This is a genomic window from Paracidovorax wautersii, from assembly GCF_900113035.1.
Taxonomy (GTDB): domain Bacteria; phylum Pseudomonadota; class Gammaproteobacteria; order Burkholderiales; family Burkholderiaceae_C; genus Paracidovorax; species Paracidovorax wautersii.
Genome location: NZ_FONX01000003.1, coordinates 26,302 through 50,591, shown reverse-complemented (window position 1 = coordinate 50,591; position 24,290 = coordinate 26,302). Strand labels below are relative to the sequence as shown.

Below are 24,290 nucleotides of genomic sequence, written 5' to 3'. Positions count from 1 at the left end.
GGGGCGATTCGGCGGCAGGCTCTTCGCCACTTTTGATTTTGCTTTTGATGAGCCGCGCCATCCGCAGGTTTCCTGGGGCGCGGGGCCCCTGCGGCCGGTTGAAGCCATGACTTCGAGGTGACCTTCGGCACGCCCAGGCCGTGACGACGCGCACTGTGCGCGTGCGGCAGCGTTTCCTACAGTGAAGACACATCGGCAGCGGGTTGCTGCCGGGGTCAACCACCAAGAGGAGCCATGCCATGAATGCCGTCACCCCTTCCAGCCACAACCCCGACCACAGCATCGTCGTCGCGGTGTACGACTCGCACCCGGTGGCCGAGGAGGCCATCCGCAAGCTCTCGCACGCCGGCTTCGACATGAAGTCCATCTCCATCATCGGCAAGGACTACCACACCGAAGAGAACGTGGTGGGCTACTTCAATGCCGGCGAGCGGGCCAAGTTCTTCGGCAAGCTCGGCGCCTTCTGGGGCGGGCTGGCCGGCATCCTGTTCGGCTCGGCGCTGATGTTCGTGCCGGTCGTGGGCCACATCGTGGTGCTGGGCCCGCTGGCCGCCACCATCGCCGGCGGCCTGCAGGGCGCCGTGCTGGGCGGCGGCTTCAGCGCGCTGGTGGGGGCCCTCACGGCGCTGGGCGTGCCCAAGGATTCCGTGCTGCGCTACGAAACCGCCCTGAAGGCCAGCAAGTTCCTGGTGCTGGTGCATGGCGATGCCGACCAGGTCCGCCGCGCGCACGAAGTGCTGGCCGCCAGCAGCAACGACGTGCAGACCCACGATGCCGTCATCAACGCCTGAAGAGGCTTGCTTGCCAGGCACCCCGACCGATCCCCATTCCATTGCCACGCCCCTGAGGAAAATCACCATGCCGTCCCTTCGCCGCCATTCCGCCGCCATCGCTGTCCTGGCGCTGTTCGCGCAGTTCCCCGTGGCCTCCATGGCCCAGACCCCGGCCGCCGCGCCCTCCGCCGCAGCCTCCCAGCCGGCGTCGGCCGCAGCACCCGCTGCGGCCAGCGACTGGATCCAGTACGACGACCTGAGCCTGACCCCGGTGGTCGATGACGTGAGCCGTTCGCTGGCTGCGGCCCGCACCGCGCTGGCCGCCAAGGACAACGCCAAGGCCGCCGAATCGCTGCAGGCCGCGGCCCGCGCCCTGCATGCCCAGGCCGAGCAGGCCGCCAAGGCCGACAAGGCACAGGCCGCCACCGATGCGAGGCAGGCGCGCGACGTGCAGGCCCGCATGGCCGCCCTGGTCAAGCAGATCGACCACACGGCCGACCAGGTGCGCGCCGGCAAGATCCACGACACGGCCGGGCTCGACCGCACCCTGACCCGCGCCCAGCGCGCCGACCTGGACCGCCGCTGGGTGCTGACGGACGTGGAGAGCTGGTACCCGGTCACGCAGGAGCCGCAGCGCCACTTCACCGCCGCGCTGGCGGAATTCGCCAAGAAGGACTACCAGTCCGCGGCGCTGGACGTGCGGCAGGCCTCGGCCCTGCTGCGCCTGGAGGCGACCCGCGCCCATGGCGATGCCCGCAAGGCCCTGCAGGGGGCCGAGGCGCAGCTGGACAAGACGGCCACGGCCCTGAGCCGCGGCAAGGTCAAGACCGAGCGCGACCTCACCACCGTCTTCGCCCGGGCGGACCATGCCCTGGCGCTGGCCTACCACGCCAAGGCCACCGAATCGCTGGCGCACAAGGCCTATCACGACGCCGGCTACGAACTCAAGGCGGCAGCGCAGGGCCTGGAGAACGCCGCGACCTGGAGCGGGGACGAAGCCCGCGGCGCTGCCGGCTCCGCCGCCCACGATGCCCGCGATGTGGGTGACAAGCTGCTGAGCGGCGCCCGCTGGACGCAGCATGAGCTGACCCACGGCTTCGATGCCATCAGGAACGGACTGGCGCGGCTGGAGCATGCCGGCGGCGGCAGCGCGGCGGCGGCTACTGCTGCCTCGCCCACCGCATCGTCGGCTGCGCCTGCGGCCAAGAGCGGCAGCTGAGCGCGCCTCAGCGGCCTGCACGGCTTCTCTCTGAGACTCCAACGCACCGAGGTCTTTCACCATGAAAACTTCCACGCAATCCCGCGCCGCAGTGGGCCTGGCGGCCTGCGCCGTGCTGGCCTGCCTGAGCGCCTGCAGCACCGTGTCGTCCGGCATGGGCGGCGGCGACTTGGTCCGCCACGGCAAGGCAGCCGAGCCCGTGCTGATCTCCTGGACCAGCCAGAACGGGGGCATCAGCGGCAGCATGACCGCGACGCTGCCCAAGGCCACCTACCAGGGCCACTTCTTCCAGATCACCCAGCAGACCGAGCGCGAAGGCGTCGCCCCGCTGTGGGACGGCTGGACGGAAGGCTGGACCGACTGGCCCTACTGGGGCTGGGGCGGCGCAGACACCTATGTCTGGCGCGATTTCACCATCCGCTACTCCGGCAAGGTGCTGGCCAACCTGCGCACCCCCGGCGGCCAGCACATGCGCTGCCGCCTGCACATGGCCGACCCCGCGCGCGGCATGGCCGGCGGCGGCGATGGGGAATGCCAGCTGCAGGGCGGCGGCATCATCCACGCGCGCTTCTAGGCGAAAGGGGGTGGGGCGCACCGCGGTGCCGGTACGCCCGGGAGCTTCAAGCGCTCAAGATGGCCCAGGCCGCGCTGGCCAGGGCCAGCAGGCCCAGCCCCTGCAGCGCGTGCCGGGCCCGGCGCGGCGCATAGCTCAGCAGCAGCGTCACGGCCTGCGCCGACAGCGTCATCAACCCGAACCAGAGCACCCAGCCATGCGCGGTGCCTGCGCCGGCCAGGCAGGCCCAGAGCGACAGCAGCAGCCCGCCCGCGCCGGCCAGGCGCAGGCTGCGCCGCTGGCCGGGGCTGGGTTCGCAGCCGCGGCCATAGGCATCGGCATAGTGGCGGTCCATGGCCAGGCCCAGCGCGGCGAACGCGGCCACGCAGGCCGCGAGAGCCAGAAGGCAGTGCGGCGCGCTCATGGCGATGCGGACTCCGCGGCGCCGAGCGCATGGCGCGCAGGCGCCAGGGACGGCTCGGGCTGCAGCGGGGCGGCAGCAGCTGCAGCGGTGGTGTTGCTGGCCGCACGGCGCGGTGCCTGCGTGCCCGCGCCGCGCGCCGAGGCCTGCCGGCGTGCCAGCCACCAGGCGCTGCTCAGCAGGCCCGCGCCCAGCAGCAGGCAGACGGTATCGACGCCCACCAGATTCCAGTGGCCGCTGGATGCGGCCGTGAAGAGGCCGGAGCCGCCGGTCAGCGGGTTGAGCAGGGGCACCAGCGCGAAGAGCATGCCGCCCACCGTGAGCTGCACCTGCCACATGCGCCGTGACGGCCAGAGGATGCCCGCCAGCGCGGCCACGCCCCACACGGTGAAGAAGGCGGCGATCTCCCGGTCCGGGCGGCCGGCGATGCCCACCGGAATCAGCCGGTTGGCCCAGAAGTACGCCGCGATGGCGAGCGGCAGGCCCGCGATGGCGCCGATGTTGAGCCCGTCCACCAGCCGCAGCCCGAAGCCGATGCGCCCGCCGCGCGCCAGCGCCTTGGCGTGCTTGGGCCGTTCCTTCACGGCCCACATCAGCAGGCCGGTCGCCACCATCAGGCAGCCGGCCAGGCCCGAGAGAAAGAACAGCCCGCGCAGCAGCGGCCCGGCGAAATGCGCCATGTGCAGGCCCACGAAGACGCCGCGCGTCTCGGAGGCCGGGGGGATGTTCTCGCCCCGCGTCTCGATCAGCCGGCCGGTCGTGCCGTCGAACACCATGGAGGCGTAGTTGGCCGACAGGTTCGCGGAGTCGTCGCGGTAGATGGTGATGGCGGCGTTCGCATCGCCCGGCAGCGTGACCACCACGCGCGCCGCGGCACGGCCCTGCCAGTGCGCGCGGCTTTGCTCCAGCAGCGGGGCGATCGGCACCAGCGGGGTGGGGCGGCCGGCGGCCTTCTGCGGCACGTTGGCGCGGGCGTTGGGGAAGGCTTCCGCGGTGAAGGTCTTCTCGTCGCCCTTGTAGACCGCCTGCGCGCCCCAGGGCATGTACATGAACATCAGCGTGACCAGCCCGGTGTAGGTGATCATCAGGTGGAAGGGCAGCGCCAGCACGGCGGCGGCGTTGTGCGCGTCCAGCCAGGAACGCGGGCCCTTGCGGGGGCGGAAGGTGAAGAAGTCGCTGAAGATGCGCCGGTGCGTGACGACGCCGCTGACGATGGCCACCAGCATGGACATGGCGCAAAAGCCGATGATCCAGCGCGCCCACATGGCGGGCATGTAGTGCAGGTCGAAATGCAGGCGGTAGAGGAAGTCGCCGCCGCGCGTGGCGCGGGTGTCGGCCAGGCGCTCGCCCGTGGCCGGGTCCAGGTTCACGGTCAGGGGGCGCGGGCGGGCGCCGCCGCCTGCGGGGGGCTTGGGCTGCAGCCACGACACCTGCACGGAGGGGTCGCGCGCGTCCGGCAGGCCGATGGTCCAGCGCGGGCTGCCGGCGCCCTCGCGCTCCAGCAGGCGCAGGGCCTGGTCCACCGCCTGGGCCTGCTCTGCGGCCGGCTCGGCGGGCGTGCGGTGCAGCTCGGGCTTCATCCAGAAGCTGATCTCTTCCCGGAAATAGGCCGAGGTGCCCGAGGCGAACACCATGAACAGCACCCAGCCGACCAGCAGGCCCGACCAGGTGTGCAGCCAGGCCATCGACTGGCGGAAGCCGCCCTTCATGCCGCGCTCCCCGCGCCGCGCAGCGTGAGCCACACCGCCGTGCCCAGCACGGCGCACGGCCAGGCGATGCCGGCCCAGGCGCGCCCGGCGGTGCGCGCCGCGAAGGCCCACATCACCGCGCCTGCATACACCGCGAACGAGGCCAGGGCGCCGGTGGTGACGGCCTCGGCGCGCGCCAGCGGCAGCCACAGCGCCAGCGCCGTCGAGCACAGCGCCGCCAGCACATAGCCGCCGGCGATGGCGGCGATGGCGCGGAAGACGACGGCCCAGCGATGGCGCGCGGCATCGCTCAGGCGAAGGCGTGGCGCGCCGGAAAGAGGGCGGGGAGTATCTGCGGTCATGGGCGGCGGCAAGGCGTGGTCAACGAGGGCCCCGGCCGGCTGCGGGGCAGCCGGGGGCCGCCAGAAAGAAGACCGGGCCCGCAGCCCAGGGGCCGGGCCGCGGGTCAGTCGGGCGGATCAGCCGAAAATTCTAAATGAAAATCGTTATCAGCCACAATCCCGCCGGAGCGTGGCGCGGCGTTGTCCGCCGTTGGCTGGCCGCATATCGGCCACCTATCGGCCGCAAGGGGCCGTGGCTGCCGCCGCCTGCGCTGCGATGCCTCGCCTGCATCGCAGCGCGCGGGCCGCGCTTACTTGTAGAACGCTTCGACCGTGCCCTTGAGCTTGATCAGCAGCGGCCGGCCCTTGCGGTCCAGCGTCTTGCCGGCGGGCACTTTGACCCAGCCTTCGCTCACGCAGTATTCCTCCACGTCGAACCGTTCCTTGCCGTTGAGGCGGATGCCGATGTCGTGCTCGAACACGGCGGGCACATGGAAGGCGCTGCGCGGGTCGATGGAGAGATGGTCGGGGAGTTCGGGGCGTTGCGCTGCGGTGGTGTCGGTGGTTCCGGACATGGGCGATCAGAGAATGAGGGAAAAGCCCCGGATTGTGCGGGCAAGTACCAGTGCCGTTTGCCCAAAAGTCCCTGTTACAGGGCCATACAATCCGCCGAGTTCACAACAAAGCGACAAGCGAAGAGAGGGATGGATATGCAACGCATGATTTCTGGCGCCATCGTGGCCGCCACTGTGGCGCTGACGGGCTGCGCATCGATCGTCAACGACACCACGCAGCCGATCAAGATCGAAACCAAGAACAGCCAGGGCGAGATGGTGGCGGGTGCCGAATGCAGCCTGACCAATGACTACGGCACCACCCAGGCCAAGTCGGGCGTGACCACGCTGGTGCGCCGCTCCGGCAAGGATCTGGACATCGTCTGCAAGGACCCGCAGCAGCCCGACGCCGTAGGCCGTGGCATCTCCCGCGCGAATGCGGGCCTGGCGGGCAACATCATCTTCGGCGGCGGTATCGGCGCCATCATCGATCACAACAAGGGCACCGCCTACACCTACCCCACCTGGGTCCAACTGGTGTTCGGTCAGACCCTGGTGTTCGATCGTTCCGCGGAAAAGGAAGGCGCTCCTGTCACGGGCACGGCTCCCGCGCCTGCGGTGGCCAAGGCGCCCTGAGCCCCAAGCCGCGCAGTGGCTGAAAGCCATGCATCTCTTCGGAGGTGCATGGCTTTTTTATTTGTCGCTGGGCTGCCCGGCGGAGCGGGATTCAGCGCACCTGCCTGCCGATGGCGGCGGTCGCGTTCTCGATGGGCACGGCGAAGCCGATGCCGATGAAGGTGCGCGCCGTCGTGGGGTTGAGGATGGCGGTGACGATGCCGACCACCTCGCCGTCCATGGTGACCAGCGGGCCGCCGGAGTTGCCGGGGTTGGCGGCGGCGTCGAACTGGATCAGGTTGCTGATCTCCTGGCCGCCGTCGGGCGATTCGAATTCGCGATGCAGGCCCGAGACCACGCCCGCCGACACCGACGGCCCGATGCCGAACGGAAAGCCCAGCGCCACCACCTGGTCGCCGGGCCGCAGGTGTTGGGTGGAGCGCAGCGGCGCGGCCTGCAGGTGGTCGGGCACGCGCTGGGCCTGCAGCACGGCGATGTCGTTCTGCGGCTGCATGCCGGTCACCTTGGCCTGCGAATCGGAGCCGTCGGCGAAGGTCACGTTGATGCGGTAGGCGCCCTTGACGACGTGCAGGTTGGTGAGGATGACGCCGCGTTCCACCACCACCACGCCGGTGCCGATGCCGCGCTCGAACTCCCGGCCCTTGCGCGTGCGCCCGTAGCCCACCACGCGCACGACCGAGGGCGCCACCGCCGCGGCGGCGCGGGTGGCGGGCGATGGCAGGGGGCGGCTTTCCAGCGAGCGCCGCACGGCCTCGTCGATCTCGTGCTGGCTGAAGGTCGTTGCCGTGGACGCGGACGCGGGCGCGGGCGCCGGCGGCTGGGGGGTGGAGGCGGCGGTGGGTGCCGGCACGCGCTGCAGGCCCCACCAGACGCTGACGGCCAGCAGAGTGCCGAGCACGCCGATGGCGCTGCCGTACCAGATCGCATGGGGGTGGCCTGCGGGCGCGGCGGGGCCGGATGCGGGAGTGCGGGCGGTGCCGAGGCCCTGCTGCCCGGCCGACTGTGATGAGCGCAAGCGGCCGAACCGGGGCATGCTGTCTGTCACCTCATAACCAAAGAAAGGGGCCAGTGTCGCCCAGGCGAGCAGGTGCCGGGGGGCTGGCGCTGCACGCCGGAACGCTCGCGGCCCGGGAAAGATTGCTGCGCTGACGGTAGCACGGAACGAGCGCCCCAATTTGTGTCTGCGTGTTTCCTGGGCGCACTTCAGCCCGGGCATGGTGCGGCTGGCATCATCGGCGCATGGCCGCATGGATAGACACCCACGTACACCTCGACGAATTCGTCGCCCACGGCGGCCAGGCGCATGCCGACGCCACGCGCCACGAGGCCGCCGGACGCGGCGTGGCCCACTGCGTGCTGCCGGCGGTGGAGCGGGCCAACTGGGACGCCGTGCGCCAGCTCGCCCACCGCCATGGCGACAGCTATGCGCTGGGCATCCACCCGCTCTTCACCCCCGGCGCGCAGGACGGCGACCTGCCCGCGCTGGAGGATGCGCTGGCCGCCCACCAGGCCGACCCGCACCTGGTGGCCGTGGGTGAGATCGGCCTGGATTTCTTCGTGCCCGGCCTGGATGCCGCGCGGCAGGAAGCGATCTTCCGCGCCCAGCTGCGGCTGGCGCAGCGCTTCGGCCTGCCGGTGATCCTGCACACGCGCCGTTCGGTGGACAAGGTGCTCAAGGGCCTGCGCGACATTCCCGTGACGGGCGGCATCGCCCACGCCTTCAACGGCAGCCGGCAGCAGGCCGAGGCCTTCATCGGCCTGGGCTTCAAGCTGGGCTTCGGTGGTGCCGTCACCTACGACCGGGCGCTGCAGCTGCGCCGGCTGGCGGCCGAGCTGCCGCTCGCATCGCTGGTGCTGGAAACCGATGCGCCCGACATCCCGCCGCACTGGCTCTACGTGACGGCCGCCCAGCGCGCGGCCGGCGTGCCCGCGGCGCGCAATGCGCCGGGCGAGCTGCCGCGCATCGCCGAGGCGATCGCCGCGCTGCGCGGCATGCCGGTGGCCGAGCTGGCCCGCGCCAGCAGCGCCAACGCCATCGAGGCGCTGCCGCGCCTGCGTGCCCTGTGCCCGGATATCTGAGCGTTTTGGGCCGCCAGCCCAGGTCCATCCTGGGCGATGAGCTATATTTTTGGTAGCAAAGACCAGATGATTCCCAGCCCCGTGCCCGCCATGCCTACCCCTCTCGCCGCACCGCCGCTCACCGGCCTGCCGCCCGTGGTGGCGGCGGGCACGCGCGTGCTCATCCTGGGCAGCTTTCCGGGCGTGGCCTCGCTTCGGGCAGGGCAGTACTACGGCCATCCGCAGAACCAGTTCTGGCGCATCCTGCAGGCGCTCTGGCCGGGCCAGCCGCAGCCCGGGCCCGGCGACTACGCCGGCCGCTGCGCCTGGCTGCTGGCGCGGGGGCTGGGCCTGTGGGACGTCTATGCCGCCTGCGAGCGCGAAGGCAGCCTGGACGCGGACATCCGCAACGCCGTGGTCAACGATTTCGCGGCCTTGCGCGCCACCGTGCCGGCGCTGGCCGCCATCGCCCACAATGGCGGGGAAAGCTTCCGCCATGCCCGTGCCGTGCGCGCCAGCCTGGGGCTGCCGCCTCAGGACGCGGGCGGCGAGGGCGCCATCGCCTCCTTGAGGCTGCCATCGACCAGCCCGGCGAACGCTTCCTGGAGCTTCGAGCGCAAATGCGCGGCCTGGGCGGAGGCCCTGGCCCCTTTCGGCCTGCCGGATTGATGCGACTGACTGACCTGACCTGACCTGACCTGACCTGATCTGACCTGATTTTTGATGTGACTGATTCGACGACCGCCCCCCAACCCTCCGCCGCGCGTGCGCCGGCCCGCAAGAAATCCGCGGCCGAACTGCCCGAAGTCAGCGTCTCCGAAGACGGCGACGTGCGCCACCTGCATCTGGGCACGCCCTGGATCCAGGGCTCCATGCGCGTGGCCGATCCCTTCGATATCGAGCTGGAATACGTGCAGCGCATGATGGCCTGGCTGCTCTTCGTGGAGCCGGCCAGCGTGGGCAAGCGCCACGCCATGCAGCTGGGCCTGGGCGCGGGCGCCATCACCAAGTTCTGCCACAAGAAGCTGCGCATGTGCTGCACCGCCATCGAGCTCAACCCGCAGGTGCTGGCCGTCTGCCGCAGCTGGTTCAAGCTGCCGCCCGACGGCGCCAAGCTGCGCGTGGTGCTGGCCGATGCCGCCCGCGAGATCCGCAAGCCCGAATGGCTGGGCACGGTCGATGCGCTGGCGGTCGATCTGTACGACCACGAGGCCGCCGCGCCCGTGCTCGACAGCGCCGAGTTCTATGCCGACTGCCGCGCCCTGCTGACCGACGACGGCGCCATGACCGTCAACCTCTTCGGCCGCTCTTCCAGCTACGAACGCAGCCTGGGCAAGATGGCCGAGGCCTTCGGCGCCGACGCGCTCTGGGCCTTCAAGCCCACGCGCGAGGGCAACACCGTGGTGCTGGCCCAGCGCACGCCCACGGCGCCCAAGCGCGCCGATCTGCTGGCCCGCGCGGAGGCCGTGCAGGCCCGCTGGGACCTGCCGGCTGCCAAGTGGCCGCGCGTCTTCAAGCCCGTGGGCTGACACCGGAAGACCCGCCATGGATGCCCCCGCCACCGCTGCTGCCGCTTCCGCCACCCCCGCCGGCCCGCTCGACTGGCGGCGCATCGTCGAATGGCTGCGCGCCGACGGCGTCATCGCCGGCGAGGAGGCCGACCGAACCATCGCCCGCTGCGCCCAGGCCGAGAGCCGCCAGCACCCGCTGGTGCGGCTGGCCAATGTGGCTATGGCGCGCGCGGCCGACGGCAAGCCGCTGGACGTGGAGATGCTCACGCAGTACGTGGCCAACCGCAGCGGCCTGACCTATCTGCGCATCGATCCGCTGAAGGTGGACGTGGGCCGCGTGGCCGACGCCATGAGCGCGAGCTACGCCGAGCGCCACAAGGTGCTGCCCGTGCAGGTGACGCCGCAGGAAGTGGTGGTGGCCACGGCCGAGCCCTTCATCGACGACTGGGTGGCCGAGGTGGAGCGCCAGTCGCGCCGCCGCGTGCGCCGCGTGGTCGCCAACCCGCTGGACATCCAGCGCTACACGGCCGAATTCTTCGCGCTGGCCAAGTCGGTACGCGCGGCGCAGAAATCCGGCGGCAACAGCGGCGCCGGCAGCTTCGAGCAACTGGTGGAGCTGAACCAGAGCAACAAGCAGCTCGACGCCAACGACCAAGGCGTGGTCCGCGTGGTGGACTGGCTCTGGCAGTACGCCTTCGACCAGCGCGCCAGCGACATCCACCTGGAGCCGCGCCGCGAGCAGGGCGTGATCCGCTTCCGCATCGACGGCGTGCTGCACCCGGTCTATCAGATGCCCATGGGCGTGCTCAACGCCATGGTGGCGCGCGTGAAGCTGCTGGGCCGCATGGACGTGGTCGAGCGCCGCCGCCCGCAGGACGGCCGCATCAAGACCCGCAACCCGCGCGGCGAAGAGGTGGAAATGCGCCTCTCGACCCTGCCCACCGCCTTCGGCGAGAAGATGGTGATGCGCATCTTCGACCCCGACAACGCCGTCAAGGACCTGGACGCGCTGGGCTTCTCGCAGCACGACGCGCAGCGCTGGGAGCAGCTTGTCAAGCGCCCGCACGGCATCATCCTGGTGACCGGGCCCACCGGCTCGGGCAAGACCACCACGCTCTATTCCACGCTCAAGCGCGTGGCGACCGAAGAGGTCAACGTGAGCACGGTGGAGGACCCGATCGAGATGATCGAGCCCAGCTTCAACCAGACGCAGGTGCAGCCGCAGCTGGACTTCAATTTCGCCGAAGGCCTGCGCGCGCTGATGCGCCAGGACCCGGACGTGCTCATGGTGGGCGAGATCCGCGACCTGGCCACGGCCGACATGGCGGTGCAGGCGGCGCTCACCGGCCACCTCGTCTTCAGCACGCTGCACACCAACGACGCGCCCAGCGCCGTGACCCGGCTCATGGAGCTGGGCGTGCCGCCCTATCTCATCAACGCCACGCTGCTGGGCGTGCTGGCGCAGCGGCTGGTGCGCACGCTCTGCCGCCAGTGCCGCGTGCGCGATACCGAGGCCCGGCCCGAGGCGCTGGCCGAGGTCGTCAAGCCCTGGAAGCTCACCGGCAGCTACCAGCCCTACCGCCCGGTGGGCTGCGTGGACTGCCGCATGACCGGCTTCCGCGGCCGCATGGGCCTCTACGAGCTGCTCACCGTGAGCGAGGCGCTCAAGGAGCGCATCCACCAGACGCCCTCCATCGACCAGCTGCGCCGCCAGGCCGTGCAGGACGGCATGCGCCCGCTGCGCCTCGCAGGCGCGCTGCGCGTGGCCGAGGGCCTGACCACGCTCGACGAAGTCATCGCCTCCACCCCGCCGATGGAGTGAGCCCCGCGGGCCCTGCGCGGGCCCCGGATGCCCTGGCGCGCGTGCGCCTTCGGGGCCGTTCGCGCCCTGCGGTTTTCCCTAGGCGCGCGGTAGGTGGTATCCACAACGATACGGTCAAGGCCGGGCTGCACAATCGCCTGTCAATTTCCCGTAAGGAGATGTTTTCGTGAAAATCAAGAGTCAGAAAGACTTCTTTTCAGGGCTCATGTTCATGGGCGTGGGGGTCGCGTTCGCCGTGGGCGCCACGACCTACAGCGTGGGCTCCGGCGCGCGCATGGGCCCGGGCTACTTCCCGCTGATCCTGGGCATCCTGCTGGCCATCCTGGGTGGCGCCATCGTGTTCTATTCCACCGTGGTGGAAAGCGCCGACGGCGACAAGATCGGCAAGTGGGCCTGGAAGCAGATCTTCTTCATCCTGGCGTCCAACTTCGCCTTCGGCATCCTGCTGGCGGGCCTGCCGAGCTTCGGCGTGCCGGCCATGGGCCTGATGGTGGCCATCTACGGCCTGGTGTTCATCGCCGCGCATGCCGGCGAGAAGGTCAATTACAAGGAAACGTTCCTGCTGGCAACCGTGCTGGCTGCGGGCAGCTACGTGGCTTTCGTCTGGGCGCTGAAACTCCAGTTCCCCGTCTGGCCCAGTTTCATTTCGGGTTGAGCGGGAGCATCGAAAACCATGGAATTGTTTGACAACCTGGCGACCGGCTTCGGCGTCGCCTTCACCTTCCAGAACCTCATCTACTGCCTGATCGGCTGTATCCTGGGGACGCTGATCGGCGTGCTGCCCGGCATCGGGCCCGTGGCGACCATCGCCATGCTGCTGCCCGCCACCTACGCGCTGCCGCCTGTGGCCGCGCTCATCATGCTGGCCGGCATCTACTACGGCGCGCAGTACGGCGGATCGACCACCGCCATCCTGGTGAACCTGCCGGGAGAATCATCCTCGGTGGTCACCGTGATCGACGGCTACCAGATGGCGCGCAAGGGCCGTGCGGGCCCGGCGCTCGCCGCCGCCGGCCTGGGCTCGTTCTTCGCCGGCTGCGTGGGCACGTTGATCCTGGCCGCCTTCGCGCCGCCGCTGACGGAGGTCGCCTTCAAGTTCGGCCCGGCAGAATACTTCTCGCTGATGGTGCTGGGCCTGATCGGCGCCGTGGTGCTGGCTTCGGGCTCGCTGCTCAAGGCCGTGGCCATGATCGTGCTGGGCCTGCTGATGGGCCTGGTGGGCACCGATGTGAACTCGGGCGTGGCCCGCTACAGCTTCGACATCCCAGAGCTGACCGACGGCATCAACTTCGTCGTGATCGCCATGGGCGTGTTCGGCTACGGCGAGATCATCGCCAACCTCTCCAAGCCCGAGGAGGACCGCGAGGTGTTCACGGCCAAGGTGCAGGGCCTGTTCCCCACCAAGGAAGACTTCAAGCGCATGATTCCCGCCGTGCTGCGCGGCACGGCCCTGGGCTCTGCCCTGGGCATCCTGCCCGGCGGCGGCGCGCTGCTGGCGGCCTTCGCGGCCTACACCATCGAGAAGAAGACCAAGCTGAAACCGGGCGAAGTGCCTTTCGGCAAGGGCAACATCCGCGGTGTGGCGGCTCCCGAATCGGCCAACAACGCCGGTGCGCAGACCTCCTTCATCCCGCTGCTCACGCTGGGCATTCCGCCCAACGCCGTGATGGCGCTGATGGTGGGTGCCATGACCATCCACAACATCCAGCCGGGCCCGCAGGTGATGACCAGCAACCCCGAGCTGTTCTGGGGCCTGATCGCCTCGATGTGGCTGGGCAACGCCATGCTCATCATCCTGAACCTGCCGCTGATCGGCATGTGGATCAAGCTGCTGACCGTGCCCTACCGCTGGCTGTTCCCCTCCATCGTGCTCTTCTGCGCGGTGGGCGTTTACGGCACCAACAACAACACCTTCGACGTGTGGCTGGTGGGCATCTTCGGTTTCATCGGCTATGTTTTCTACAAGCTGGGCACCGAACCCGCGCCGCTGCTGCTGGGCTTCATCCTGGGCCCGATGATGGAAGAGAACCTGCGCCGGGCGCTGCTGCTCTCGCGCGGCGACTGGAGCGTGTTCGTCACGCGCCCCATCTCCGCGGGCCTGCTGGCCGCCGCCGTGCTGCTGCTCATCATCGTGCTGCTGCCGGCCGTGAAGAACAAGCGCGAAGAGGCCTTCGTCGAGGACTGACGAAACCGCCCCCGGGCCGGCGCCGCGACTGGCGGTGCCTGGCCTGCTGCAACGAGACGGCACCTTCGGGTGCCGTTTGCATTGGGGCCGCCGGCACGCCGCGACAATTGGGGGCTGCCCTTGGCGTCGCGCCTTCGCCACGGCGCCGCTCCGTTCCTGCCATTCCCGCCTTCATGTCGCTCGATCCATCCTCCCCACCTCCACCAGCTCCGCCGTCGCCGCCGCAGCGCAGGCCCGCGCTGTCCCTCGGCCTCGTGCTGGCCTTCTTCGGCGCCATCGCCTTCAGCGCCAAGGCCATCATCGTCAAGCTGGCCTACCGGCACGGGGTGGATGCGGTCACGCTCATCATGTACCGCATGCTGTTCGCGCTGCCGATCTTCGCGGCCATGGCGTGGTGGTCCAGCCGGGGCCGTGCGCCGCTCACGCGGCGCGACTGGGCGGGCGTGGCCTGGCTGGGCTTCACGGGCTACTACCTGGCGAGCTTTCTCGACTTCGCGGGGCTGGCCTACATCAGCGCCAGCCTGGAGCGGCTGATCCTCTATCTCAACCCCACGCTGGTCGTGCTGCTGGGCTGGGTGCTCTACGGACGCCGCGTGCGCTGGGGGCAGCTGCTGGGCATGGCCATCAGCTACTGCGGCGTGCTGCTGGTGTTCGGCACCGAGGTGCGCCTGCAGGGCGCGCACGTGGCCTGGGGCGTGCTGCTGGTGTTCCTCTCGGCGGTGAGCTATGCGGTGTACCTCGTCTACAGCGGCGAGATGGTGCGGCGCCTGGGCGCGCTGCGGCTGGTGGGGCTGGCCACCACGGTGGCGTGCCTCTTCTGCCTGCTGCAGTTCGCGGTGCTGCGGCCGCTGTCGGCCGCGTGGGTGGCGCCGGAGGTGATCTGGCTGTCGCTGCTCAACGCCACGCTCTGCACGGCGGTGCCGGTGCTGCTGGTGATGCTGGCCATCGAGCGCATCGGGGCGGACCTGACGGCGCAGACCGGCATGATCGGCCCGCTGTCCACCATCCTGCTGGGCGTGTGGCTGCTGGGCGAGCCCTTCACTCCGGCCGTGGCGGTGGGCACGGTGCTGGTGATGGCGGGCATCTTCGTGTTCACGCGCATGGCCCGGCCGCGCGGGGGCTGAGAACGTGTTCACGTTCTGAGGCGAAGGCAATCGGCAGGGCGCTGCGATAGCCACCGCAGCGCGGTCGTTTCGTTGTTCGCCACTATGATTCCGGCGAACCGATATAGCGGCCCCAAGGCCGCCACAGGAGCGTTTGATTTATGGATCTGGGTATCGCCGGTAAGTGGGCGCTGGTGTGCGGCGCCAGCAAGGGCCTGGGGCTGGGCTGCGCCGAGGCACTGGTGCGCGAGGGCGTCAACGTCGTCATCAATGCGCGCAATGCCGAGGCGCTGGCCCAGGCGGCCGCGCATCTGGTCGCGGCCTCCGACGACGCCACGCGGGCGGGCGGCATGAAGGGGCCGCAGCCCGTGGTGCTCTCCGTGGCGGCCGACATCACCACGACCGAAGGCCGAGCCGCCGCGTTCGCGGTGCCGGGCGGCCCGGGCACGGCGTTCGACATCGTGGTCACCAATGCGGGCGGCCCGCCCACGGGCGACTTCCGCGACTGGGACCGCGAGGCCTGGATCAAGGCGGTGGACGCCAACATGCTCACGCCCATCGAGCTCATCAAGGCCACGGTGGACGGCATGGCCGGGCGCGGCTTCGGCCGCATCGTCAACATCACCTCCAGCGCGGTGAAGGCGCCCATCGACATCCTGGGCCTGTCCAACGGCGCGCGCAGCGGGCTCACCGGCTTCGTGGCCGGCACGGCGCGCAGCGGCATCGCTGCGCGGGGCGTGACCATCAACAACCTGCTGCCCGGAAAGTTCGACACCGACCGGCTCGCGGCCACGGTGAAGGCCGCGTCCTCCAAGTCCGGCAAGAGCGTGGACGACGTGCGCCGCGCGCAGCAGGCCGCCATTCCCGCCGGGCGCTATGGCACGCCGCAGGAATTCGGCGCCATCTGCGCCTTCCTCTGCAGCGTGCAGGCCGGCTACATGACCGGCCAGAACGTGCTGGCGGACGGAGGTGCCTACGGCGGCACCTTCTGAGGCGCGGGCGGCAGCCCGGGGCTGGGCGGCCGCCGTCATGATGCATTCGGCGGCAGTCAGGCCCATTCCACCTCCCGGCACCGCCGCCACGCAAAATGGCGGCCATACGGGCCGGGACGCGTCTGCCGATGCTGCGCCCGATTCAAGGGGTCATGCCATGTCGCGGATGCCGTTCTCGTCGCTCTCACCGCTTTCGCTGCTCGTTCGCTCCGGCCCTAGGCGGCTGGCGGCATGCCTGTGCGCGTGTGCTTCGGCCGCATCGGCCCCGGCGGCCCCGCAGCTGGCGCCAGCAGCCCCCGCCGCGCCCGCATCGGCTGCGGCGTCGGCCAGTGCCCCGGGCGCGCAGCCGCGAGCGGCCAAGCAGGCCGGCGCGCCCATCCGCCTGCGGGTGGTGGGCGGGCTGGGCGGCATCAGCCAGTACACCCGTTTCGAGCATCCGTTCTGGACCGCCGAGCTGCCGCGCCTGAGCGGCGGCCGCCTCTCGGCCGACATCGTGCCGTTCGACCGGGCCGGCATTCCCGGCGTCGAGATGCTGCGCCTGCTGCAGCTGGGCGTGGTGCCCTTCGGCACGGCGCTGATGAGTTCCTTCTCATCGATCTATCCGCAATACACCGCCGTCGATCTGCCGGGCCTGAGCGGCGACGTCGCCAGCCTGCGCGCGGCCACCGCGGCGTTCCGCCCCTATCTGGAGCAGGCGCTGCGGCAGGAGCAGGGCGTGGAGCTGCTGGCGCTCTACATCTACCCCGCGCAGATCACGTTCTGCAAGCACCCGCTCAAAGGCCTGAGCGACCTGCGGGGCCGGCGCGTGCGCGTGTCTTCCCCGGCGCAGGCGGACTTCATCGCCGCCGTGGGCGCCGAGCCCGTGGTGACCAGCTTCACGCAGCAGCGCAACAGCCTGGAGTCGGGCGACACCGAATGCGCGGTGACCGGCGGCATGGCCGGCAACACGCTGGGGGTGGATACGCTCACGCGCTATCTGCATCCGCTGCCGCTCAACTGGGGCATGGCGGTGTTCGGGGCCAACCGTGCGGCCTGGAACGCCCTGCCGCCCGAGGACCGCCAGCTGCTGCGCACCGAACTCGCCCGCCTGGAAGCCGCGATCTGGGACAGCGCCGAGCGCGAGACCTCCGAGGGCGTGGCCTGCAATCTGGGCCGCTCCGACTGCCGCACGGGCCGGCGGGGCGCCATGACGCTGGTGCCCGTGTCCGAGGCGGACGAGCGCCTGCGTGTTGAAATCTTCCGCACCACCGTGCTGCCCCGCTGGCTGCGCCGCTGCGCCGTGCGCTGCGACCAGATCTGGGCCCGCACCATCGGTACCACGGGCCGCGGTGCGGATATCTTCGTCGGACCATGAAGCACTTCGAGCCCAGTTCCACCAATACCCGTATCGCCGTGTGGGCGGCGGCGGGCTGCCTGCTGACGGCCCTGGTGCTGGCGACCGCGTTGCTGATCTGGAACGTGCGCAACACGGCCCTGTCCGAGAGCGAGGCCCAGGTGGTGCGCTTCATCTCGGGCGCCGAGGCGGCGATGAACCGCTCGCTGCTGTCGTTCGACGTGCTGCTGGCCAGCACGGGCGAACTGCTCGACCTGCCCGGCAGCGTCGACGAGGAGCTCTCCGGGCAGGGCGCGCGGCAGCTGCTGCGCAGCGCGGCCCGCCAGAACCTCATGGTGCGCTACGTGGCGGTGATGGACGAAAGCGGCAAGGTCGTGGCCGCGTCGGACCTGTCGGGCCTGAACGCGGCGCGCGATCTGCCGCCGGGCTTCTTCGACGAGGCCATCAGCCAGCCCGTGCCGGTGCTGGTGGCCAGCCCGCCCACGGTCAGCTTCTCCAGTTCGGAGCGGGTGATCTTCTTCGCCCGCACGCTGCAGGTGAGCCGGGAGCGGCGGCTGCTGGCGCTGGCCCAGGTGCCGGTCAACATGCTGGTGTCGGTGCTCATGCAGGGGGCCGACATTCCCGCGCTCGAAGTGACGATGGAGCACGGCGCGGGCGACGTGCTGCTGGGCGTGTCCGGCCGGGGCGAGATGCGCCGCTCGGCCACGGTGATGCCGCTGGCCGACCTGGTGCTGATGGCCGGCACGGATGTCGCCGGCACCCCCCGCCGCGAGGGCAAGCCCGCCGCCGGCGACTCGGGCAATTCCAGCGATCCGGATGCCTCGCTGGCCGTGAGCAGCGGCCTGGCGCGCTGGAACCTGTCCGCGCGCCTGTCCGGCGTGCCGGCGCTGGTGGTGGCCCGGCCCATCCTCTATCCGGACCTGTGGATCTCCGCCAGCCTGCCGGTGCAGGCCGCGCTGGCGAACTGGCGCTCGGAGCGCAATGCCATCGTGCTGGTCACGCTGATGTTCGGCATCACGCTGCTGGCGGCGGCGGGCTTCTCGGTGGCCTATCTCAACCGCATGAACCGGGCGCGCCGCGCCATGAAGCAATCGCAGGCCACGCTGCAGCAGGCGCTGACCTCGCTCATCACCGGCTTTCTGCTGCTCGACTCCATGCACCGCGTGCTGCAGTGGAACCCGCGCTTCGTGGAGATCTACCCCTGGCTGGCGCCGGTGGTGCGCGTGGGCATGCCGTTCCAGGAACTGCTGGAGGAGTCCGCCCGCCACCTGCTGTCCACCGACGACACCGCCGCCCGCCGCGAGTGGGTGGGGCAGCGCATGCTGCAGCAGCGCTTTCCGCGCGGCACGCACGAGCAGGAGCTGCCCAACGGCCACTGCATCCAGATCACCGAGCGCGCCACGCCCGACGGCGGCATGGTCATCTCGTACAACGACGTGACCGACATGCGCCGCGCCTCGGCCGAGATCGAGAGCCTGGCCTTCTACGACCCGCTGACCGGCCTGCCCAACCGCCGGCTGCTGCTGGACCGGCTGAACCAGGCCGAGTCGGCCGCCGAACGCTCGGGCGAGCGCGGCGCGTTGCTGTTCCTCGACCTGGACGAGTTCAAGACCCTCAACGACACGCTGGGCCACGAGGTGGGCGACCAGCTGCTGCAGCAGGTGGCGCGGCGGCTGTCGGGCGCGGTGCGCGCCACCGACACCGTGGCCCGGCTGGGCGGGGACGAGTTCGTGGTCATGCTGCGCGACCTCTCCAGCGACAGCGAGGAGGCCGCGGCCACCACCCGCCGCATCGGCGAGAAGATCCTGCACCACCTGAACCAGCCCTACCAGCTGGGCGCCTATGCGCACCAGCACACCTGCAGCATCGGCGCGACCCTGTTCGGCCACAAGTCGCAGTCGGCGGCCGAGCTGCTCAAGCAGGCCGACATCGCCATGTACCAGGTCAAGGCGCAGCGCGGCAACGGGCTGTGCTTCTTCGATCCGGCCATGCAGGAAGCCATCAGCGCGCGCGCCAAGCTGGAGGCCGACATGCGCGAGGCGCTGACCTTCGGGCAGTTCGTGCTGCACTACCAGCCGCAGTGCACGCTCTCGGGGCGGCTGGTGGGCGTCGAGGCGCTGATCCGCTGGCAGCACCCGCAGCGCGGCCTGGTGATGCCGGGCCAGTTCATCGGCGTGGCCGAAGACAGCGAATTCATCGTGCCGCTGGGCCAGTGGGTGCTGCGCACCGCCTGCGAACAGCTCGCTCTGTGGGAGCACGACCCGCTGCTGCGCCACCTGCACCTGGCCGTGAACGTGAGCGCGCGGCAGTTCCACCAGGCCGACTTCGTGCCCCAGCTGATCCAGGTCATCCAGAAGACCGGCATCCGGCCCCACCTGCTGGAGCTGGAGCTGACCGAGTCGCTGGTGCTGGACAACGTGGAGGAATCCGTCGCCAAGATGCACCTGCTGCGCACCAAGGGCGTGCGCTTCTCGGTGGACGATTTCGGCACCGGCTACTCGTCGCTGGCCTACCTCACGCAGCTGCCGCTGCACCAGCTCAAGATCGACCAGTCGTTCGTGCGCAACCTGGGCCTGCGCCACACCGACAGCGTGATCGTGCAGACCATCATCGGCATGGCGCGCAACCTGGAGCTCGAAGTGATCGCCGAAGGCGTGGAGACCGAGGCGCAGCGCGACTTCCTCGCCAGCTTCGGCTGCCACCTGTACCAGGGCTACCTGCTGGGCCGCCCCATGCCCGCCGCCCAGCTGCGTGCGCTGGCCCTGGAGCGGTCGCGGGAGCAGGCGCAGGCGGAAGCGGCGGCCAAGGCGGCGCCCGGCGCTATCGATTAAGTAGCAAGCGATGCAGGCCCGGTAAGCGCCTGGGGCTATCCGGAGGCTGGTACGCCGGCGCGGTCAGCGCCGCGAAGACGCCACGATGCCCGCAACGATGAGCAGGAAGGCCGCCGCGTGATAGAGGTGCGGCACTTCGCCCAGGAAGGCGGCCGAGAGCACTGCCGCGAAGAGCGGCGTCAGGTTGATGAAGAAGCTCGCCACCGCCGGGCCCGCGCGCTGCACGCCCACGCCCCACCAGCGGTAGGCCAGCACGGCCGGGCCCACGGCGATGAAGGCCAGCGCGGCCGCCAGCGGCCAGCCCCAGGCGATGTGCCGCGGCGCCAGCGCCCATTCGGCCCCCGTGAAGGCGCCCGACCAGGCCAGACCGAACACCATCTGCGCGAGCAGGAAGGCGGCCCAGTCCGTGCGCACCGAGGCGGGTTCGCTGGTGCGTGCCAGCAGCCAGCTGTAGAAGCCCCAGCACACGGTGGCCAGCACCATGAAGAGATCGCCCGGCACCAGGCGCAGCGCCAGCAGCTGCCCCCATTCGCCCCGGCTCAGCACCACCAGCACCCCGGCGATGGACAGCAGCGCGCCCATCACATGCCGGCGCGTCACCGGCGCGCCGAAGAAGAGGGCGCCGATCACCAGCATCCACACCGGCAGGCCCGAGCCGACCAGCGTCACGTTCAGCGGCGTGGAGGTCTGCAGCGCCAGGTATTGCAGCGCGTTGTAGCAGCCGATGCCCAGAAGGCCCAGCAGCGCGTAGCGCCGCCAGTGCGGCCAGAGCGGGCTGTCCGGCCGCAGCACGCGCCAGGCCAGGGGCAGCAGGATGGCGAAGGCCAGCACCCAGCGGATGAAATTCAGGGTGAGCGGCGGCACCATGGTGTGCACCAGCCGGCCCACGACCGCATTGCCGGCCCACAGGAGCGGCGCGGCGGTCAGCATGCCCACCGTGGAGGGCGAAAGTCGTTGCGTCATGGGCCGCAACTGTAGCCGCTGGACCGGGCCGCCCGCCCTGCAGGGCGCCGGGAAACATGGCAGGATGCGGCGCGCGCCATCCCCCGTCCTTCCTCTTCCCTCGCTTCCTTCCGGAGAACCTTCCCCATGAGCCTCGCCGTCCAGATCCGCCAGCATGGCGGCCCCGAAGAGCTGCATGTGGCCGACGTCGAAGTCGGCCAGCCCGGCCCGGGCCAGATCCGCATCCGCCACCACGCCGTGGGGCTGAACTTCATCGACGTCTATCACCGCACCGGCCTCTACCCGCTGCAGATGCCCGCCGGCATCGGCATGGAAGGCGCCGGCGTGGTCGAGGCCGTGGGCGAGGGCGTCACCCACCTGCGCGTGGGCGACCGCGCCGCCTATGCCGCCAACCCGCCCGGCAGCTACTGCGAGGTGCGCGTGATGCCCGCGCAGAACGTCTGCCGCCTGCCGGACGGCATCGACTTCGAGACCGGCGCGGCCATGATGCTCAAGGGCCTCACCGCGCAATACCTGCTCAAGAAGACGCTGCCCGTCGAAGGCCTGGTGCCGGGCGACTTCGTGCTGTTCCATGCCGCTGCCGGCGGCGTGGGCCTGATCGCCTGCCAGTGGGCGAAGGCGCTGGGCCTGCAGCTCATCGGCACGGCCGGCTCGGACGCCAAATGCCGGCTGGCGCTGGACAACGGCGCGGCGCACGCCATCAACTACGCCACGGAAGACTTCGCCGCGCGGGTCAAGGAGATCACCGGCGGCAAAGGCGTGAAGGTGGTCTATGACTCGGTGGGCAAGGACACCTGGGAGAAGTCGCTCGACTGCCTGCGCCCCTTCGGCCTCATGGCCAGCTTCGGCAACGCCTCCGGCCCGGTGCCGCCGTTCGCGCCCGGCAGCCTGGGCGCCAAGGGCTCGCTCTACGTCACGCGCCAGACGCTGTTCACCCACATCTCCAGCCGCGAGGCCACCCAGGCCATGGCGGACGACCTCTTCGAGGTGGTGGAAAGCGGCGCGGTCAAGATCCATATCGACCAGCGCTACCGGCTGGCCGACGTGCAGCAGGCGCACCGCGACCTGGAGGCGCGCAAGACCACCGGCTGCACCATCCTCACGCTGCCGTGAGCGCGCTGGCCTCCCTGCCGCGCCCGGCCTGGGTCGCGCCCGCCCGCGCCGCCGCCCAGCGCCCGCCCGTGCGGCCGCGGCTGCCCTTCGCCGTGGCGGGGCAGGTGGTGGGCTCGGTGGCTGCCGATCTTTTCGATGGAATCGGCCTGCAGCCCTTGATTGGCGAGGGTCTTTCGCTATCGAAAGATGAGCAAAACGGAGCGGCCGCCTGGCAGTTGCGCCGGGCCGATGCCGGCCCCTGCGATGCCACCGCCGCGCTCAATGCCCTGGCCCGTGTCCTGCGCGCCGCCGGCCGCTGTGGCCCCTGGCGCGACGAGCAGCTCGCCGTGGCCGATGCGGCCGGCCGGCGCGTCGGCACGGTGGAACGCGGCGCGGTGCGGCCGCTGGGCATCGCCACGCGCGCCGTCCACCTGGTGGCCTGCACGCCCGAGGGCGCGATGTGGGTGCAGCAGCGCTCCTTCGGCAAGGCCACGCACCCGGGCCAGTGGGACACGCTCATGGGTGGCATGGTCTCCGCCGCCGACACGCTCGACGAGGCCCTGGCCCGCGAGACCTGGGAAGAGGCGGGCCTCGCCATCGCCGAGCTGCAGGCCGTCGAGCACGGCGGCCATGTGGACTTCGCCCGCCCCTGCGAGGCCGGCGGCGATGGCGGCGCGGGCGCCGAGGCGGCCGGCACCGGCTACATGGTCGAGCGCATCGACTGGTTCCGCGCCACCGTGCCGCACGGCCTCGTGCCCGCCAACCAGGACGGCGAGGTCGAACGCTTCGAGGCGCTGGCCCTGGCCGAGCTGCAGGCGCGGCTCGCCGCCGGCGCCTTCACGCCCGAGGCGGCGCTGGTGCTGGCGGCGTTCTTCGGCTGGTAGCCCGGGCAGCGGGCGCAACTGGGGCCCGTGCGGCTAGCCCGCCAGCGCTGCGTACACGGCTTTCTCGTAGTCGTGCAGCAGGCCCATCACCCGCGCATCGGCGAACGGAAAGGTCTGCGTCGCCAGCAGGCCGGCGATGTGGGTGTGCGGGTCGATCCAGAAGAAGCTGTTGGCCAGACCCGCCCAGGAGAGGCTGCCCGCCGCCCGGCCCGTGGGCGCCACTTCCTCGTTGATCTGGAAGGCCAGGCTCCAGCTCTTGCGCAGGCCGGGGAAGAACTCCGCGTCCGCCGTGAGCGGAATGGCGGCGCGCAGCGGGCGCACGCGGGCGTTGCCCAGCTGGTTGAGCATCAGATGGGTGGCGACCGTCTCGGGCTTGAGCACGCGCTCGCCGTCGAGCTGCCCCAGGTTGAGCACCATGCGCATGAAGCGCGCGTAGTCGCCGATGGTGCTGTAGAGCGCGCCGCCGCCCATGTGGAATTCGGGCTCCTGCGTGATCTCGAAGGGGAAGGGCGCGAAGGCGCCGTCCTCGCCGCGCAGGTGCACGCCCGCCAGGCGCTGGCGCATTTCCGGCGTGATGTGAAAGCCCGTGTGGTGCATGCCCAGGGGCTGCCACAGGTGCAGGCGCATGTAGGCCTCCAGCGAGAGCCCGCTCACGGCCTCGACCATGCGGCCGGCCCAGTCGATGCCCACGCCGTATTCCCAGCGCTCGCCCGGGTCCGATGCCAGGGGCAGCTCCAGCGCCTTGAGCTGGCAGCCGATGATGCCGGGAATGCCCAGGGCCGCCTGCACCTGCTGCATCTCCGGGTTCCAGATCTCGTAGCTGCAGCCCGAGCTGTGCGAGAGCAGGTGCCGCAGCGTGATGGGCCGCCTTGGCGCCCGGGTGAGCGGGCGGCCGTCCGCGTCGAAGCCGGTCAGCACGCCCAGGCGGCCGATCTCCGGCAGCACCTGGGCCGCGGGCGCGTCCAGGTCCAGCAGGCCGCGCTCCACGCACTGGACGGCCGCCACCGAGGTCAGGGCCTTGGTCATGGAGGCGATCCAGATCACGGTGTCGGTCGTCATGGCGACGCCGCTGCCCATCAGGCGCTCGCCTGCGCTGCCTTCGTACAGAAGGCCGTCGCCGTCGGCGACCAGGGCCGTCACGCCGGGGGCGGCGCCGCGCGCGACGCCGTCGGCCAGGATCGCGTCGAGTGTGCTTTGCATGTTCATGTATGTCTCCTTGAATGGGCTTGAGCCTGTGGACTGTCTGCTGGCGAAAGCGCCTGCGTGTGCGGCGGGGGCGTGGGGCCGCCCGCCATCAGGCGCGAGGACAGTCTAGGAACGCAGATGCCTGC

General features: G+C 70.7%; 23 protein-coding genes. 16 read left to right on the top strand and 7 right to left on the bottom strand.

Annotated features, from left to right (window positions below):
• The first annotated feature begins 239 nt into the window (after positions 1-239).
• The 3 genes from BM070_RS05205 to BM070_RS05195 all read left to right on the top strand — a co-directional run bounded on the left by BM070_RS05205 (position 240) and on the right by BM070_RS05195 (position 2,566).
• Entirely contained in the window at positions 240-791 is a 552-nt protein-coding gene (locus BM070_RS05205) for a general stress protein (RefSeq protein WP_092938258.1), read from the top strand.
• Positions 792-858: 67 nt separating this feature from the next.
• Complete coding sequence (locus tag BM070_RS05200; RefSeq protein WP_092938256.1) at positions 859-1,992, top strand: hypothetical protein; 1,134 nt, start codon at positions 859-861, stop codon at positions 1,990-1,992.
• Positions 1,993-2,053: 61 nt separating this feature from the next.
• Positions 2,054-2,566 carry a hypothetical protein gene (locus BM070_RS05195; RefSeq protein WP_217648931.1) on the top strand — a complete coding sequence of 171 codons (513 nt, stop codon included), beginning with the start codon at positions 2,054-2,056 and terminating at the stop codon, positions 2,564-2,566.
• Positions 2,567-2,612: 46 nt separating this feature from the next.
• On the opposite strand, the gene BM070_RS05190 is transcribed toward BM070_RS05195, so the two are convergent.
• The 4 genes from BM070_RS05190 to BM070_RS05175 all read right to left on the bottom strand — a co-directional run bounded on the left by BM070_RS05190 (position 2,613) and on the right by BM070_RS05175 (position 5,570).
• Positions 2,613-2,969 carry a DUF3325 domain-containing protein gene (locus tag BM070_RS05190; RefSeq protein WP_092938254.1) on the bottom strand — a complete coding sequence of 119 codons (357 nt, stop codon included), beginning with the start codon at positions 2,967-2,969 and terminating at the stop codon, positions 2,613-2,615.
• The gene (locus BM070_RS05185; protein WP_092938252.1) at positions 2,966-4,675 is read right to left on the bottom strand and encodes a PepSY-associated TM helix domain-containing protein; all 1,710 of its coding nucleotides are present in this window, start codon (positions 4,673-4,675) and stop codon (positions 2,966-2,968) included. Before BM070_RS05185 ends, BM070_RS05190 begins: the two co-directional genes overlap by 4 nt.
• Entirely contained in the window at positions 4,672-5,016 is a 345-nt protein-coding gene (locus BM070_RS05180; RefSeq protein WP_139222769.1) for a DUF3649 domain-containing protein, read from the bottom strand. The genes BM070_RS05185 and BM070_RS05180 overlap by 4 nt, the downstream gene beginning before the upstream one ends.
• 290 nt (positions 5,017-5,306) lie before the next feature.
• Positions 5,307-5,570: a DUF3297 family protein gene (locus tag BM070_RS05175; RefSeq protein ID WP_092938250.1), complete on the bottom strand. Its 264-nt coding sequence runs from the start codon at positions 5,568-5,570 to the stop codon at positions 5,307-5,309.
• 135 nt (positions 5,571-5,705) lie between these two features.
• Between BM070_RS05175 and BM070_RS05170 the strand changes: the two genes are divergently transcribed.
• Positions 5,706-6,185 carry a hypothetical protein gene (locus BM070_RS05170; protein ID WP_092938248.1) on the top strand — a complete coding sequence of 160 codons (480 nt, stop codon included), beginning with the start codon at positions 5,706-5,708 and terminating at the stop codon, positions 6,183-6,185.
• A gap of 91 nt (positions 6,186-6,276) precedes the next feature.
• Here the strand turns inward: BM070_RS05170 and BM070_RS05165 are convergent, their stop codons facing one another.
• Entirely contained in the window at positions 6,277-7,218 is a 942-nt protein-coding gene (locus BM070_RS05165; RefSeq protein WP_092938246.1) for a S1C family serine protease, read from the bottom strand.
• A 206-nt stretch (positions 7,219-7,424) separates the two neighbouring features.
• On the opposite strand from BM070_RS05165, the gene BM070_RS05160 reads away from it, so the two are divergent.
• From BM070_RS05160 to BM070_RS05115, 10 genes are all read left to right on the top strand, one after another.
• Positions 7,425-8,264: a TatD family hydrolase gene (locus tag BM070_RS05160; RefSeq protein ID WP_092938244.1), complete on the top strand. Its 840-nt coding sequence runs from the start codon at positions 7,425-7,427 to the stop codon at positions 8,262-8,264.
• 90 nt (positions 8,265-8,354) lie between these two features.
• Positions 8,355-8,912, top strand: a complete 558-nt coding sequence (locus BM070_RS05155; RefSeq protein WP_092938883.1) for a DNA-deoxyinosine glycosylase — start codon at positions 8,355-8,357, stop codon at positions 8,910-8,912.
• 56 nt (positions 8,913-8,968) lie between these two features.
• Positions 8,969-9,772: a class I SAM-dependent methyltransferase gene (locus BM070_RS05150; RefSeq protein WP_092938242.1), complete on the top strand. Its 804-nt coding sequence runs from the start codon at positions 8,969-8,971 to the stop codon at positions 9,770-9,772.
• Between the two features lie 16 nt (positions 9,773-9,788).
• Positions 9,789-11,576 (top strand): type IV pilus assembly ATPase TfpB, encoded by a 1,788-nt coding sequence (gene tfpB / locus BM070_RS05145; protein WP_092938240.1) that lies wholly within the window; start codon positions 9,789-9,791, stop codon positions 11,574-11,576.
• Between the two features lie 166 nt (positions 11,577-11,742).
• Positions 11,743-12,231: a tripartite tricarboxylate transporter TctB family protein gene (locus BM070_RS05140; protein ID WP_092938238.1), complete on the top strand. Its 489-nt coding sequence runs from the start codon at positions 11,743-11,745 to the stop codon at positions 12,229-12,231.
• Positions 12,232-12,249: 18 nt separating this feature from the next.
• Positions 12,250-13,761: a tripartite tricarboxylate transporter permease gene (locus BM070_RS05135; RefSeq protein ID WP_092938236.1), complete on the top strand. Its 1,512-nt coding sequence runs from the start codon at positions 12,250-12,252 to the stop codon at positions 13,759-13,761.
• Positions 13,762-13,934: 173 nt separating this feature from the next.
• Positions 13,935-14,885: a DMT family transporter gene (locus BM070_RS05130; protein ID WP_092938234.1), complete on the top strand. Its 951-nt coding sequence runs from the start codon at positions 13,935-13,937 to the stop codon at positions 14,883-14,885.
• Positions 14,886-15,025: 140 nt separating this feature from the next.
• Entirely contained in the window at positions 15,026-15,856 is an 831-nt protein-coding gene (locus BM070_RS05125) for an SDR family oxidoreductase (protein ID WP_092938231.1), read from the top strand.
• A gap of 166 nt (positions 15,857-16,022) precedes the next feature.
• Entirely contained in the window at positions 16,023-17,210 is a 1,188-nt protein-coding gene (locus BM070_RS05120) for a TRAP transporter substrate-binding protein (RefSeq protein ID WP_092938229.1), read from the top strand.
• Positions 17,207-20,020 carry a bifunctional diguanylate cyclase/phosphodiesterase gene (locus BM070_RS05115; protein ID WP_092938227.1) on the top strand — a complete coding sequence of 938 codons (2,814 nt, stop codon included), beginning with the start codon at positions 17,207-17,209 and terminating at the stop codon, positions 20,018-20,020. Before BM070_RS05120 ends, BM070_RS05115 begins: the two co-directional genes overlap by 4 nt.
• Before the next feature lie 63 nt (positions 20,021-20,083).
• Here BM070_RS05115 and BM070_RS05110 read toward each other — a convergent pair whose 3' ends face one another.
• The gene (locus tag BM070_RS05110) at positions 20,084-20,983 is read right to left on the bottom strand and encodes a DMT family transporter (protein ID WP_092938225.1); all 900 of its coding nucleotides are present in this window, start codon (positions 20,981-20,983) and stop codon (positions 20,084-20,086) included.
• Between the two features lie 126 nt (positions 20,984-21,109).
• On the opposite strand from BM070_RS05110, the gene BM070_RS05105 reads away from it, so the two are divergent.
• On the top strand, positions 21,110-22,096 hold the full coding sequence (locus BM070_RS05105; protein ID WP_092938223.1) for a quinone oxidoreductase family protein: 987 nt from the start codon (positions 21,110-21,112) through the stop codon (positions 22,094-22,096).
• On the top strand, positions 22,093-22,959 hold the full coding sequence (locus BM070_RS05100) for an NUDIX hydrolase (RefSeq protein ID WP_434803164.1): 867 nt from the start codon (positions 22,093-22,095) through the stop codon (positions 22,957-22,959). The genes BM070_RS05105 and BM070_RS05100 overlap by 4 nt, the downstream gene beginning before the upstream one ends.
• A gap of 33 nt (positions 22,960-22,992) precedes the next feature.
• Here BM070_RS05100 and BM070_RS05095 read toward each other — a convergent pair whose 3' ends face one another.
• Positions 22,993-24,165, bottom strand: coding sequence for a serine hydrolase domain-containing protein (locus BM070_RS05095; RefSeq protein ID WP_092938221.1), 1,173 nt, complete (start codon positions 24,163-24,165; stop codon positions 22,993-22,995).
• Positions 24,166-24,290: the final 125 nt, after the last annotated feature.